The 13,943-nt window shown below is 63.0% G+C and carries 14 protein-coding genes; 11 read left to right on the top strand and 3 right to left on the bottom strand.

The window, feature by feature from the left end; all coding sequences use genetic code 11:
* Positions 1-54 precede the first annotated feature (54 nt).
* Positions 55-684, top strand: coding sequence for a TetR/AcrR family transcriptional regulator (locus V6657_RS10130; protein WP_048934270.1), 630 nt, complete (start codon positions 55-57; stop codon positions 682-684).
* Between the two features lie 108 nt (positions 685-792).
* Positions 793-1,899 carry an alkene reductase gene (locus tag V6657_RS10125; protein WP_048934271.1) on the top strand — a complete coding sequence of 369 codons (1,107 nt, stop codon included), beginning with the start codon at positions 793-795 and terminating at the stop codon, positions 1,897-1,899.
* A gap of 79 nt (positions 1,900-1,978) precedes the next feature.
* Here the strand turns inward: V6657_RS10125 and V6657_RS10120 are convergent, their stop codons facing one another.
* A complete protein-coding gene (locus tag V6657_RS10120) occupies positions 1,979-2,953 on the bottom strand; it encodes an NADPH:quinone oxidoreductase family protein (RefSeq protein ID WP_048934272.1) in 975 nt (324 codons plus the stop codon).
* 222 nt (positions 2,954-3,175) lie between these two features.
* On the opposite strand from V6657_RS10120, the gene surE reads away from it, so the two are divergent.
* Genes surE through rpoS form a run of 4 tightly spaced genes read left to right on the top strand, consistent with a single transcriptional unit; the run spans position 3,176 to position 6,871 of the window.
* Positions 3,176-3,931, top strand: coding sequence for a 5'/3'-nucleotidase SurE (surE, locus tag V6657_RS10115; RefSeq protein ID WP_048934273.1), 756 nt, complete (start codon positions 3,176-3,178; stop codon positions 3,929-3,931).
* A gap of 15 nt (positions 3,932-3,946) precedes the next feature.
* On the top strand, positions 3,947-4,903 hold the full coding sequence (locus V6657_RS10110) for a protein-L-isoaspartate(D-aspartate) O-methyltransferase (protein WP_048934274.1): 957 nt from the start codon (positions 3,947-3,949) through the stop codon (positions 4,901-4,903).
* Positions 4,904-4,925: 22 nt separating this feature from the next.
* Positions 4,926-5,729 carry a peptidoglycan DD-metalloendopeptidase family protein gene (locus tag V6657_RS10105; RefSeq protein WP_248694698.1) on the top strand — a complete coding sequence of 268 codons (804 nt, stop codon included), beginning with the start codon at positions 4,926-4,928 and terminating at the stop codon, positions 5,727-5,729.
* A gap of 8 nt (positions 5,730-5,737) precedes the next feature.
* A complete protein-coding gene (rpoS, locus tag V6657_RS10100) occupies positions 5,738-6,871 on the top strand; it encodes an RNA polymerase sigma factor RpoS (RefSeq protein WP_048934276.1) in 1,134 nt (377 codons plus the stop codon).
* Between the two features lie 24 nt (positions 6,872-6,895).
* On the opposite strand, the gene V6657_RS10095 is transcribed toward rpoS, so the two are convergent.
* A complete protein-coding gene (locus V6657_RS10095; protein ID WP_048934277.1) occupies positions 6,896-7,759 on the bottom strand; it encodes an endonuclease/exonuclease/phosphatase family protein in 864 nt (287 codons plus the stop codon).
* Positions 7,760-7,910: 151 nt separating this feature from the next.
* Here V6657_RS10095 and rlmD point away from each other — a divergent pair, with 151 nt between their 5' ends.
* Complete coding sequence (gene rlmD, locus V6657_RS10090) at positions 7,911-9,263, top strand: 23S rRNA (uracil(1939)-C(5))-methyltransferase RlmD (protein WP_048934278.1); 1,353 nt, start codon at positions 7,911-7,913, stop codon at positions 9,261-9,263.
* A 90-nt stretch (positions 9,264-9,353) separates the two neighbouring features.
* On the opposite strand, the gene V6657_RS10085 is transcribed toward rlmD, so the two are convergent.
* The gene (locus V6657_RS10085) at positions 9,354-10,058 is read right to left on the bottom strand and encodes a Bax inhibitor-1/YccA family protein (RefSeq protein WP_048934279.1); all 705 of its coding nucleotides are present in this window, start codon (positions 10,056-10,058) and stop codon (positions 9,354-9,356) included.
* A 369-nt stretch (positions 10,059-10,427) separates the two neighbouring features.
* Between V6657_RS10085 and ndk the strand changes: the two genes are divergently transcribed.
* Genes ndk through V6657_RS10065 form a run of 4 tightly spaced genes read left to right on the top strand, consistent with a single transcriptional unit; the run spans position 10,428 to position 13,923 of the window.
* Positions 10,428-10,853, top strand: a complete 426-nt coding sequence (gene ndk / locus V6657_RS10080) for a nucleoside-diphosphate kinase (RefSeq protein ID WP_021194187.1) — start codon at positions 10,428-10,430, stop codon at positions 10,851-10,853.
* A 43-nt stretch (positions 10,854-10,896) separates the two neighbouring features.
* Entirely contained in the window at positions 10,897-12,048 is a 1,152-nt protein-coding gene (rlmN, locus tag V6657_RS10075) for a 23S rRNA (adenine(2503)-C(2))-methyltransferase RlmN (protein WP_048934280.1), read from the top strand.
* On the top strand, positions 12,045-12,842 hold the full coding sequence (gene pilW / locus V6657_RS10070; RefSeq protein WP_048934281.1) for a type IV pilus biogenesis/stability protein PilW: 798 nt from the start codon (positions 12,045-12,047) through the stop codon (positions 12,840-12,842). Before rlmN ends, pilW begins: the two co-directional genes overlap by 4 nt.
* A complete protein-coding gene (locus V6657_RS10065) occupies positions 12,835-13,923 on the top strand; it encodes a RodZ family helix-turn-helix domain-containing protein (protein ID WP_048934282.1) in 1,089 nt (362 codons plus the stop codon). The genes pilW and V6657_RS10065 overlap by 8 nt, the downstream gene beginning before the upstream one ends.
* Positions 13,924-13,943: the final 20 nt, after the last annotated feature.

Here is a 13,943-nt window from a genome sequence, read left to right as displayed (position 1 = left end):
GCCAAGAGCAGGGTTGTGCAACTAAACGGTCGGTCTACTACAATCCGATTCACCATGAGCAAGCACCCCGAACCCGTCACCGTTGAAGGCACCGAAGCCCGGCACGACACCCGCGACCGTATCTTGGACGCCGGTGCCGAGTTGATCCTCGGGCGCGGTTTCTCGGCCGTCGGGTTGGCGGAAATCCTCGGCCGTGCGCAGGTGCCCAAAGGGTCGTTCTATTACTATTTCGGCTCCAAGGAAGACTTTGGCGTTGCCATGCTGGAGCGGTATTTTCAGGACTACGACGTGGGTGTCGTCAGCCTGTTCAGCGACACGCGCCTGACCGCACGCGAACGGCTGCTGCGTTACTTCACTGCCTGGATTGACCTGCACGAGCGCAGCGCATGTGAAGTCACCTGCCTGGCCGTCAAGTTGTCGGGCGAGGTGTCGGACCTGTCGGAACCGATGCGCAAGGTGTTGTCGACGGGGATGACGCGTATGGTGGACCGCATTGCCAGCGTGATCGAGGCGGGTGTCGCCGATGGTTCGCTCGCACCGGTGGGCGACGCACGCCATCTGGCCGAGGGGCTGTACGCCATGTGGATGGGCGGGGCGCTGCTGGCCAAGGCGCACCGGACCGTCGAGGCGTTCCGGAGCTGCGTGGCGCAAACCGAAATCCTCTTGGCCAAGCCAACACATTGATCGCAACTGAATCCATTGCCGGCGAGGCACGTTCCTCGCTTTTTCTTTGACTCCGGTTCTAGATGACCGGTCGAATAGTAATAAGCATTCTCTCTTTCTGGAGCTGATATGACCCAACAACTGCTGTCGCCCGTCCAGGTCGGTCGCACGACCCTCGCCAACCGCGTCGTTATGGCGCCACTTACGCGCTCGCGGGCCGGCCAGCCCGGCGACGTGCCGACCGAGCTGAACGTGACCTACTACGCGCAGCGCGCGACGGCCGGTCTGATCGTGACGGAAGCCACGCAAGTTTCCCGCCAGGGCCAGGGTTACGCCTGGACGCCGGGCATGTACACCGACGCACAGGAAGCCGGCTGGAAGGCTGTGGTGGATGCCGTGCACGCCAAGGGTGGTCGCATCTCGCAGCAGCTCTGGCATGTGGGCCGCATCTCGAACACGCTGCTGCAAGAAAATGGTCAGGCGCCGGTCGCGCCGTCGGCCATCGTCGCCAAGGGTGCGCAGAGCTTTGTCGTGCACCCTGACGGCACGCCGGGCAACGAGCCCACCAGCGAGCCGCGCGCGCTGGCCACCGAGGAAATCCCGGACGTCATTGCGCAGTACCGTCAGGCCGTACTGCGTGCACGCCGTGCTGGCTTTGATTTCGTCGAGATCCATGCCGCCAACGGTTACCTGCTGCACCAGTTCCTTTCCACCAACAGCAACCAGCGCACTGATCAGTACGGTGGCTCGCTGGAAAACCGTGCGCGCCTGATTCTGGAAGTCGTCGATACGGCCATTGCCGAAATCGGCGCGGATCGCGTTGGCATTCGCCTGTCGCCGCACTTTGTTGCGCACGACATTGCAGATGCCGAAGCCGAGGCCAGCGCGCTGTACCTCGCACGTGAGTTGACCAAGCGCGGTATCGCCTACCTGCACATCGCCGAGCCGGATTGGGCAGGTGGCCCGGAACTGTCTGGCGAGTTCCGCCGCCAATTGCGCGATGCCTTCAAGGGCACGCTGATCGTCTGCGGCCAGTACAGCGCGGAAGAGGGTGAGCAGATGGTGGCTTCGGGTCTGGCCGATGCGGTGGCCTTTGGTCGTCCGTTTATCGCCAACCCGGATCTGGTGGCGCGCTTCCGTGCCGGTGCAACGCTCAACAAGCCGGATCGCAACACCTACTACGGCGGCCAGGAAAAGGGCTACACCGACTATCCGACGCTGGAAGAAGCGGCCTAATCAGTACGGTCTGTCCCAACAAAAAAGCCGCGCCAGGCAATCGCCAGCGCGGCTTTTCTATTTGGCGTGCGGGTAACGCTCAGGGTTGGATGACCACCTTGCCCGTCACCTTGCGTGCCGCCATGTCCAGCAGCGCCTGCGTGGTCTGTTCCAGCGGATAGCGCGCTGAAATATGCGGACGGATCTTGCCTTCTTTCATCCAGCCGATCATTTGCATCATGTTGGCCAGATTGGCCTTCGGCTCGCGGCGCGCGAACTCGCCCCAGAACACGCCTACCAACGACGCGCCCTTGAGCAGCGCCAGGTTCAGCGGCATCTTGGGGATTTCACCGTTGGCAAAGCCCACCACCAGATAGCGGCCGCGCCAGGCGATCGAACGGAACGCCGGCTCTGCATAGATGCCGCCGACCGGGTCATAGATCACGTCCGGGCCCTTGCCGTCAGTCAGTTCCTTGATGCGCTCGCGCAGGTCTTCGGTCGCGTAGTTGATCAGCGCATCGGCGCCGTGGTCCTTGCAGACAGCGAGCTTTTCATCGCTCGACGCGGCGGCAATGACGCGTGCGCCGATGGCCTTGCCGATTTCGATGGCAGCCAGCCCGACGCCGCCTGCCGCACCCAGCACCAGCATCGTTTCGCCCGCCTTCAGTTGGCCACGATCGACCACCGCGTGGTGCGACGTGCCGTAGGTGAGGGTGAACGCTGCTGCCGTATCAAACGCCATGCCCGGCGGCATCGGCATCACCACCTTGGCTGACGCCTTCACCTGCGAGGCAAACGCGCCCTGGCCAAGGAACGCGATGACATGGTCGCCCGCTTTCACATGCGACACGCCTTCACCCACCGCGTTGACCACGCCCGCCACTTCCGAGCCCGGCGTGAAAGGCAACTCGGGCTTGAACTGGTACTTGTTCTGGATGATCAGCACGTCGGGAAAGTTCACCCCCGCAGCCTTCACGTCGATGACGACTTCACCAGCGCCCGGCGAGAGGTCCGGTAGCGTTTCAATCACCAGCGATTCGGGCGGGCCCCAGGTCTTGCAGACGACGGCTTTCATGGTGTGTCTCCTGAACGGTCTTGCGTTGGATTGTTGGCCATCTCGCGTGCTTCGTGCGCGATCTTGTCCGGCAGTGTAACCGAATAAAAGCACGGTCGTTCGATTCGATCGCGAGCGATTTTGCGGGCGATGGGATGGGCGGTTTGTCGAGCGATTTTTGTAAGCGTGTACAACGTGCTGGTGAGCACGATTCGTCAACGTTGCTCGGTTACAATCCGCGCCATGCATATTCTTATCGCCAACGACGACGGATACCTCGCGCCGGGCCTCGCCGCCTTGCACCGCGCGCTCAGCCCATTGGGGCGCGTGACGGTGGTTGCGCCGGAGCAGAACCATAGCGGTGCATCCAACTCGCTCACGCTCCAGCGTCCGCTGTCAGTGTTTGAAGCAACGGATGGTGCCCAGAAGGGTTTCCGCTTCGTCAACGGCACCCCGACGGACTGCGTCCATATCGCTCTGACCGGCATGATCGAGGAGAAGCCTGACCTGGTCGTCTCCGGTATCAACCAGGGTCAGAACATGGGCGAGGACGTGCTGTATTCCGGCACCGTCGCTGCCGCCATCGAGGGGTATCTGTTCGGCATTCCGTCGATCGCGTTTTCGCAGGTCGATAAGGGCTGGACACACCTCGATGCTGCCGAGCGCGTCGTCCGCGAGGTGGTGGAGCGTTACCTGTCCGATCCGCTCGAGGGGCAGATGCTCCTGAATGTGAACATTCCGAATCTGCCGTACAACGAACTCGGCGGCTGGCGTGCCACGCGCTTGGGCAAGCGGCACCAGTCGCAACCGGTGATCCGCCAGGCCAACCCGCGCGGCGAACCGATCTTCTGGGTCGGCGCCGCCGGCGATGCCAAGGACGCTAGTGAGGGCACCGATTTCCATGCGGTCGCGCACGGCTTTGTCTCATTGACACCGCTGCAGCTCGATCTGACCGACACGGCGCAACTGCGCACCGTGCGCCGCTGGCAGACGCCATGATCGCCACGGTGGCCCATGTCTGAGCATTCGCGCGGCCGGCGCTTTCCTCTGACGCTTGACGCGGTGGTCGAGCGCAAGCCGGTGGAGCGCCAGCGCGAGACGCGCATCTCGTCCGGTGTGAGTGCCGTCTCCCGTCCGACGCCAGCGCGTGCGGCGTCGGTCGAGCGCGTGCAGCCCGCATCGGCACCAGCGCCCGCCCCGCAGCGGGTGGCAGGCGTTGATGCTGCGGTCGGTGCTGTCGCGGCGAGCGCCGTACAAGCACGTACGGCCGCTGCGCATGCGGCAGCCGGCGGTATGGCATCGGATCGCGCGCGCCAGGCATTGGTTGGCCGCGTGCAAGCCGCGGGTGTGAGCGATAAGCGCGTGCTGGCCGCGATTGGCTCGGTGCCACGCCATCTATTCGTGGATGCTGGCTTGGCCTCGCAGGCCTATGAAGATTCCGCGCTGCCAATAGGTCATCAGCAAACGATCTCGAAGCCTTCGGTGGTCGGCCGGATGATCGAGTTGTTGTTGCGCGAGCGTCCCGCGCGTGCGCAAAGCTTGCCGCTTGCGCGCGTGCTCGAAATTGGAACTGGCTGCGGCTATCAGGCCGCCGTGCTATCGCAAGTGGCAGACGAGGTGTATTCGATCGAACGCATCCGCCCGCTGCATGAGAAAGCCAAAGCGAACTTGCGGCCACTCCGCGTGCCAAACATCCGCCTGCATTACGGCGACGGCATGCTGGGGTTGCCGAAAGCAGCACCGTTCGACGCCATCATCCTGGCAGCAGCTGGAATGGAGGTGCCGCAGGCGCTGCTCGACCAGCTTGCCGTTGGCGGTCGCTTGATCGCCCCGGTGGCGATTGACCGCAATAGCAGTGGCTCGGGCCCGGCGCAGCAGTTAGTGCTGATCGAGCGCCGCAGCCGCTTCCAGTTTCACAGTACCGCGCTTGAAGGCGTTTTCTTTGTCCCTTTAAAATCAGGAACTGTTTAGCATGTTCATTTCCCGGAGTTCCATGAACCCTCCAAGCCCCGCACGCACCGGCCGGCTTGCCGTGGCGATGGTGTCGGCCGCACTGCTGGCGGCTTGCGCATCCTCCGGCAACCAGGCGCCCGTTCTCGACCGCACCTCGCGTGCCGGTACCACCTCCGCTGCCTCACAGGAGCCGCCGCCCCCCGGCTACTATCGAGTCAAACGCGGCGATACGCTGTACAGCATCGCTCTTCGCAACGGCCAGGCGCCGCGTGATCTCGTGGCGTGGAACAACATCCCGAATGCGAATCAGATCGAAGTCGATCAGCTGATCCGCGTTGTGCCGCCGAACGCGGATGTCAGCAGCAGCGGTGCGGTTGTGACACCCGTCCGTCCGGGCAACACGAGCGCACAGCCGGTCGATTCCACGCCTGCTACGTCGTCCACGGCCACCTCCGGCGCCTCTGCCGGGGCAAGCGATAGCGCAATCGCGCTGGCCTGGCCGGCACGTGGCGCGCTCCTCAATCGCTTCGATGACAAGGCCAACAAGGGTATCGACATCGGTGGCAAACGTGGTGACGCCGTGGTCGCTGCGGATGACGGAAAAGTGATCCACGTCGGACCCTTGCGTGGGTACGGGAATCTTGTCATCATCAAGCACAACGACACGTTCCTGACCGCCTACGGCAACAACGACAAGGTTCTGGTCACCGAGCAATCCACGGTCAAGAAAGGGCAGAAGATCGCAGAAATGGGCAGTACCGATGCGGATCGCGTGAAGCTTCACTTCGAAGTGCGCCGCAACGGTAAGCCGGTCGATCCGATGCGCTTCCTGCCACCTCAATAGAGGAATGCATGCCGCGTCAGAAAGCCGCTACGCCCGCCACCCCCGCCGATGACAACATCGACGCTGCAGATGGCCAAGGCACCCAGAATGGGCGTGCGGGGCGGCGTGCGCGCGGCGCGGCGCAACCTCAGGCAGAAGAGATCGAGGTTGTCGACACACTGATCGACGACCTGCCGGCCGCCGAGCCGGCGGATGTCAACGACGCTTCTGACAGCGCCGACGAGCCTGACGAAGACGAAGACGACGAAGAGGAATCGGAAGAGGCCGCACCGGAGGAGGATTTCCGCAAGGTGCTGCAGGCCGAACTGGCTGCCGACACTGTCCAGCACTATCTCAATCGCATCAGTATCAAGCCGTTGCTGACGCCGGCCGAGGAACTGCATTTTTCGACCTTGGCCAAGGCGGGCGAGTTTGCTGCGCGGCAAGTGATGATCGAGCGTAACCTGCGCCTCGTTGTCAGCATCGCAAAGGGTTATTTGAATCGCGGTGTGCCGCTGCTCGATCTGATCGAAGAGGGCAATCTCGGTCTGATGCACGCGATCGAGAAGTTCGATCCGGAGCGTGGCTTCCGTTTTTCGACCTACGCCACGTGGTGGATCCGCCAAAGTATCGAGCGCGCCATCATGAACCAGGCGCGTACGGTTCGCCTGCCGGTCCACGTGATTCGCGAGCTCAATCAGGTGCTGCGCGCCAAGCGCCATCTGGAAAAGAGCGGGGTAGATGGGCGTGATGCGAGCCTTGAAGATATCGCGCACCTGCTCGGCAAAACCACCGATGAAGTGCAGGACGTGCTCTCGCTCAATGAGCATACGACCTCGCTCGATACGCCGTTCGATCTCGATCCGGGCACCAGTCTGCTCGATTTCCTGTCGGACGAGCATGGTGCCTCTCCGGATCAGGAAGTTGCCCATCGCGAGCTGTCGCAACTGATGAAGTCGTGGCTGGCGCGCTTGTCCGACAAGCATCGCTACGTGGTCGAGCGCCGTTTTGGCCTCAATCACATCGAACCCGCCACGCTGGAAGAGTTGGCCGCCGAGATGGGCCTGACGCGCGAACGCGTGCGCCAGATCCAGCAGGAGGCGCTGGTCAAGCTCAAGCGCCATTTCGCCTCGCAGGGCGTGCGCAAGGACGCGGTGCTGTAAGGCGCCGCTGGTCCAGTTCGCCCTTCAATCGTTACGTAGCTCCAGCAGCATCGGTTGATGGTCCGATGCCTGCGTGGTGCTATTCACTTCTACGCGCAGCACGCGCGCCTTCAACGGTTCGCTGATCAGCATGTAGTCGCACACGTAGGCAGGCTCGGTCCAGTCAGTGCGATCGTGTACGCCGAAGGTTGGCGGCTGCGGCGTCGCGCCGTGTGCGATCTCCCACGCATCGTGCAGTGCGGGTTCCCGTGAAAATGGAACCGTAGCCAGGCGCTTGGGCGTGGAGTCAGGCTTGCAGTTGAGATCGCCGCAAATGATCGTGGCAGTCGTTTGTGCAAGAGGCCGGAACGGGCCAGCCGCTGACTCCGCGCCAAGTACGGACGGGTGCGCCGCACGACTACAGCCTTCCACGTGAATTGCCCGTAGCGCGTCGATCTGTGCCAGTCGCTGGGTCTCTGAGTAGTACTCCAGATGTGTTGTGAGGATGCGCAGTGGTCCGAATGTGGTCTGCACGAGCGCCTCGATGGCCATGCGCGGCATCGCCGGTGTGGCATCCGGCGGGCTGGGTAGTGCGTGGCGCATGACGTAGAGCACCGGCAGGCGCGTGGCGATTGCATTGCCGAAGCGCTGCACGTGCGCGCCGTCGTGGCGCTCAAGCGCAAAGCCGCCGATCACGGTGTATTCAGGGTCGAGCGCATCAGCGAGTTCGCCCCACTGGTCGGCGCTCGGGTGGCCGGGCAGGTTGCCGAAGCCGGAGGTGACTTCCTGCAGGCAGAGCACGTCGAAGTCAGCCATTGCGCGCGCTTCGGTGAGTTGGCGCGTGAGGTCGACGCGCCCGTCCGCGCCGCGGCCCCACTGGATGTTCCACGTCAGGATAACGGTGCCCATGCTGGTCCTCCGGTGTCTTACAATGCCGCCCTTGTCCCCAATTTGTTCAGGCTCGCCCGTGTCTCAAGCTGCACCCACCGCCATGCCGTCGTCTTCTGATTCCGCAACTGCCGCGCCGGCCAAGGCTCCGCGTGGGCGCAGGAAGCCCGAGGTGCCGGTAGCCGGCCCATTGGAGATTGTCTCGCTCGATGGCGAGGCGCGCGGCATTGGCCGTCTGGCCAATGAGGATGGCACGCCTGGCAAGGTTGTCTTCGTAGAAGGCGCGTTGCCGGGCGAACTGGTGACGTACCGCAGTCATCGCGCCAAACCGTCGTACGAGCAGGCGAGCGTGGTGAGCATTCTGCGCCAGTCCGCCTCGCGTGTGACGCCGCAGTGCAAGTTCTTTGGCGTGTGCGGTGGCTGCTCGATGCAGCATCTGGATTCGCGCGCGCAGGTCGCCATCAAACAGCGTGTGCTGGAGGATGACCTGTGGCACCTGGCCAAGTTGCGCCCGGACGTCGTGTTCCGGCCGATTGCCGGGCCGGATTGGGGCTATCGCTATCGCGCCCGTTTGACGGTACGTCACGTGGCAGCCAAGGGTGGCGTGCTGGTGGGCTTTCACGAGCGCAAGAGCAGTTATGTGGTCGACATGACCTCATGCGAAGTGCTGCCGCCGCATGTGTCGGCGCTGCTGGTGCCGTTGCGTGGGCTGGTGGGGCGTCTCTCCATTTTCCAGCGTATGCCGCAGATTGAACTGGCTGTCGGTCAGGATGTAACGGTGCTGGTGCTGCGCAACCTTGAGCCGCTTACCTCCGCTGATGAGGCTGAATTGCGCGCGTTTGCCGATCAACACAACGTTCAATTCTGGCTGCAGCCCAAAGGGCCGGATACGGTGTATCCGTTCTATCCGCTCGACCGTGCGCTGACGTACACGCTGCCCGAGTTCGGCATCACGATGCCGTTCAAGCCGACGGATTTCACGCAGGTCAATCACCAGATCAATCGTGTGCTGATGTCGCGGGCGCTGAAGCTACTTGATGCGCAGCCGGGCGATCGCTTGCTCGACCTGTTCTGCGGGATCGGCAATTTCACGCTGCCAATGGCCACGCGCGCCCGCGAGGTCATGGGCATCGAGGGTAGCGAAGCGCTGACCACGCGTGCGCTCGCCAACGCACAGCACAACGGGCTCGATGCGAAGACGACGTTCGCTTGCCGCAACCTGTTCGAAGTGACTGCAGATGATATTGCCGCGCTGGGCAAGTTTGACCGCTGGTTGGTCGATCCGCCGCGTGAAGGGGCGCTGGCTGTCTCCAAGGCGTTGGCAGAGCTGGCGCAACGCGGCGGTGACGCGCTTGAGTTCCTGCCCAAGCGTATCGTCTATGTGTCATGCAATCCGGCGACGCTGGCGCGTGATGCGGGCTTGCTGGTGCACGAAGCCGGCTACCGGTTGGCTGGGGCGGGTGTGGTGAACATGTTCCCGCACACGTCGCACGTGGAGTCAATGGCAGTGTTTGAGCGTGACTGATCCGCTATCGCGTGTCTCTCAGGCAAAGAAAAACCGGCGCACAAGGCGCCGGTTTTTTTCGCTGCGCTGTTTCCAGCGCGCTGCGGGTGCTTAGTTGCGATTGCCGCCGAAAATCCCCAGGATCGCCAGCAGGTTCGTGAAGATGTTGTAGACGTCCAGGTAGATCGCCAGGGTGGCGGTCACGTAGTTGGTCTCGCCGCCGTTCACGATGCGTTGCACGTCGAACAGGATGTAGGCCGAGAAAATCGCGATGGCCAGCACCGAGATCGTCAGCATCATCGCGGGCATTTGCAGCCAGATATTGGCCACCGATGCGACGATCAGTACCAGCACGCCCATGAACAGCCACTTGCCCAGACCGGAGAAGTCCCGCTTGCTGACGGTGGCCACCGTTGCCATCACGCCGAAGATGATCGCGGTGCCGCCGAATGCCGTCATGATCAGCGCCGCGCCGTTCGAGTAGCTCCCCAGCGTGAAGCCGATCAGGCGCGACAGCATCAACCCCATGAAGAACGTGAAGCCGAGCAGCAAGGCCACACCCAGGCCGCTGTTCTTGAAGCGCTCGATGGCATAGAAGAAGCCAAAGGCCACGGCCATGAAGATGATGAAGCCCATCAGCGGGCGGCCACCCATCAGGTTGAAGCCAGTGGTGACGCCGATCCACGCACCGAGGATGGTGGGGATCATCGAAAGCGCGAGCAGCCAATAGGTATTGCGCAGCACACGGTTGCGGACGGCCAACGCGCCGGCGGTGCCGGAAGCGCCAAAACCGTACGTGTTGAGTTGGTTGTCCATGCGAACTCCTTGGGTGAATGACGTTGCAGACAATGCGACGACGTTGCGAATGTGGCATCCGAAGTGCGCTTTTGCAAGTCGCGTCGTCCTTACTTTGAGGGGGCAGGATGCCATGCGGTTCCGGCGTCCGGGCGATGATCGCGTCGGAAAGGGCACTTCCGGGGTGACTTTTTATGCTCTCAATAAGGCAATCCTAAGCCCGTTCCCCTTGTCATGTCGCGCGGGGTGGGCAGAGTGATGCATGGGTCGCCTCCCGCGGCAGGCGGGCGCTGGGCGGGGTTGCACCGCTTGACATCCAATCCGGCCGCGCCCCGTGTTAGAATCTAACGTTTATCTTTCACGTAACACCTTCATTTTTTGGAGTTTTTAATGGCGATCGAACGCACCCTCTCGATTATCAAACCGGACGCAGTGGCCAAGAATGTCATCGGTCAGATCTACGCCCGTTTCGAAGGCGCAGGCCTGAAGGTCGTTGCGGCCAAGATGATCCATCTGTCGCGCGGTGAAGCCGAGCAGTTCTACGCTGTGCACAAGGAGCGCCCGTTCTTCAAGGATCTGGTTGACTTCATGATCTCGGGCCCGGTGATGGTGCAAGCGCTGGAAGGCGAAAACGCAATCGCCAAGAACCGTGACCTGATGGGTGCAACCGACCCGAAAAAGGCTGAGAAGGGCACGATCCGCGCCGACTTCGCTGACAGCATCGACGCCAACGCCGTGCACGGTTCGGACGCTGCTGAAACGGCTGCTGTGGAAGTCGCTTTCTTCTTCCCCGGCCTGAACATTTACAGCCGCTAAGCGTCAACACTAGACTGGAATTGGTGGTTTCGGGTTGCAAGTCATGAACGATGTGGTGAATCTCCTCGATTTCGACGCACAGGGCCTTCTAGCGTACTGCGAGAGCCTGGGCGAGAAGTCGTTCCGCGCCAAGCAATTGCAGCGCTGGATTCACCAGTCGGGCGCGTCCGATTTTGGCGAGATGACTGATCTCGCCAAGTCGCTGCGCGAAAAGCTCGCGACCCGCGCCAACATCCAGGCGCCGGCGGTCATTTCCGATCACCTTTCGTCGGACGGCACACGAAAGTGGCTGGTCGATGTGGGGCAAGGCAATGCCGTCGAGACGGTCTACATCCCCGAAGAGACGCGCGGCACGCTGTGTGTGTCGTCTCAGGCGGGGTGTGCCGTCAACTGCCGGTTCTGTTCGACCGGCAAGCAAGGGTTCTCGCGCAACCTCAGCTCGGGCGAGATTATCGGCCAGCTCTGGATGGCCGAGTTCGCCATGCGCAAGCAACTTGGCCGCGGCCCCAAGGATGACCGCGTCATCACCAACGTCGTGATGATGGGCATGGGCGAGCCGCTACTGAACTACGACGCGCTGGTGCCGGCGTTGCGCTTGATGCTGGATGACAACGCGTACGGCCTGTCGCGCCGACGTGTGACGGTATCCACCTCAGGTGTGGTGCCGATGATGGATCGCCTCGCGCACGATGTGCCGGTGGCGCTGGCAGTGTCGCTGCATGCCTCCAACGATGCGCTGCGTGACGTGCTTGTGCCGCTGAACAAGAAGTACCCGTTGGCCGAACTGATGGCCGCCTGCCGCCGCTATCTGGAGTTCGCGCCGCGCGATTTCATCACCTTCGAATACTGCATGCTGGATGGCGTCAATGACACCGTCGAGCACGCTCGCGAACTGCTGCGCGTCGTGGCCGACGTGCCGTGCAAGTTCAACCTGATTCCGTTCAACCCGTTCCCCGAGTCTGGGTTGAAGCGCTCGAACAACGAGCAGATTCGCCGTTTCTCGCAGGTGCTGCTGGACGCCGGCATCGTCACCACGATCCGCAAGACGCGTGGCGACGACATCGATGCGGCCTGCGGCCAACTGGCTGGCGAGGTCAAGGATCGCACGCGCTTGGCTGAGCGCGGCAAGTTTGGCAAGATCGTCGAGATCCCCGTGGTTGGGGCCGACTCCACTCACCGCATGGGTACCGCATGAAGCGTTGGTCGACTGCTGTCAGTTTGGTCTTCACGCTGGCAGCCGCCGGATGCGCATTGCCGCCGCCGGTCCAGACACAGACACGAGAAGTCACGACCGTCCCCGATCAAAAGGCAGACACCGGCCGTCGTGCTGCGATCCGATTGCAGCTGGCGACGCAATATCTGGAAGCTGGCCAGGCTGCAACTGCGCTTGAAGAGATCAAGAACGCCATCGCGATCGACCCGAACGTGCCGGGTGCGTATCACATTCGTGCGCTGGCTTACATGAATTTGGGCCAACGCGAGCAGGCGGACGACAGTTTCCGTAGTGCCCTGGCCGCGACGCCGCAGGACGGCGATCTGCTGAACAACTACGGCTGGTTCCTGTGCTCGCAGGGCGGCAAGCCCGATCAGGGCATGGCGATGCTGCGTCAGGCTATCGAGGCGCCGGCAGCGGGCAGCCCTGCCAAGCCGTGGACCAATCTGGGCGTCTGCCAGATGCGTCAGGGCGATCTGGATGGCGCTGAGAAGAGCCTCACCCGCGCCACTTACATCGATGCCAACAACCCGCTGACCAACATGACGTTGGCGCAGCTCTACTACAAGCGTCGCGAGTATGCGCGTGCGATGCCGTTTGTTGAACGCGTGAACGGCCGCGGCAATCCGACGGCAGAGAGCCTGTGGCTGGGTGCGCGCATCGCGCGCCGCGTGGGCGATGTCTCGCAACAGAATGCATGGAGCGCGCAACTGCAACGCCGTTTCCCCAATGCGCCCGAAGAGGCGGCTTTCGAACGAGGAGCGTGGGATGACTGACCGCGACGTGGCAAGCGCCGCCGACCTCTCTCAAGGTGCCGCGCCTGCCTCGGGTTCGCCCGCGGCCGTATCGCCGGAGCGTGACGATGCGCTGCGCGAGATTGCTGAACGCCTGCGCGCTGGCCGTGAGCGCCAGCGCTTGACGGTTGAAGATCTGGCGACGCGCCTGAAGGTCGCCCCGGCCAAGCTGTTGGCGGTTGAGTCGGCTGACATCAGCGCGTTGCCCGACATGACGTTCACCAAGGGGTTGATTCGTGCCTATGCGCGTGTGTTGCAGGTCGATGTCGATGACCAGCTTGTCCGGCTGAACGCGCGTGCTCCAGTCGCCAACATCGGTTTGCGTCCCGAAGGCGGGCTGGGTGAGTCGTTCTCCGACAAGCCGAGCTTTGCCAAGCGTCGGGGTGGCGGAGGGTGGCTGATTGGCGTGTTGGTCGCCGTGGCTGTGGCCGGCGGTGCGCTGGCCGGAATGGATCGCTTGAAGCAATGGTTTGCCGCGCAGACTGCTGCCACGCAAACCACCGAACCTGCCACGAAGGAAGCCGCGCCGACTGAACAACAGCCAGCGCCGACCGAGGCAGCGCAAGCGCCCGCGCCGGCCCAGGCGGAAACGCCTGCGGCATCGATGCCGACACCGCTCACGCCTGTGGCGCCGGCTGCTCCGGCTTCCGGTGTGGTGACTGCGCCGCTGGCGCCGCCGCCCTCGTTGCCGCGCTCGGACAATGGTGCTGCACCGGCACCCGTGGCTGATGCTGTCAGCGCCAAGCCGGCGGTGGTCAACGTCGATGCCCCCGCTGTTGTTGCACCAAGCGAAGCTGCCAGGCCGGCAGAGTCGGCAACGGGTAACGGCACAGTCTCGGTGCGTTTCTCGGGCGCCTCTTGGTTTGAGATCAAGGACAAGTCCGGTAAGACGCTCGCCAGCGGTCTGGCCAAGGAAGGCGATGCGCGCGACCTGACCGGCACACCGCCGTTCAAGGTCACCTTCGGGAATGCTGAGGCCGTTGAATCGCTCACCGTTGGTGGCGCGGCGGTCGACATCCAGAAGTACGCCCGCAATCGCGTGGCACGGGCCACATTGCCCTGAACCGTTTTGTTGAATGGCGT

It is taken from the genome of Ralstonia sp. RRA (assembly GCF_037023145.1).
Classification (GTDB): domain Bacteria; phylum Pseudomonadota; class Gammaproteobacteria; order Burkholderiales; family Burkholderiaceae; genus Ralstonia.
The sequence above is the reverse complement of the archived record's forward strand: the minus strand, read 5'-3'. Positions and strand labels throughout refer to the sequence as shown.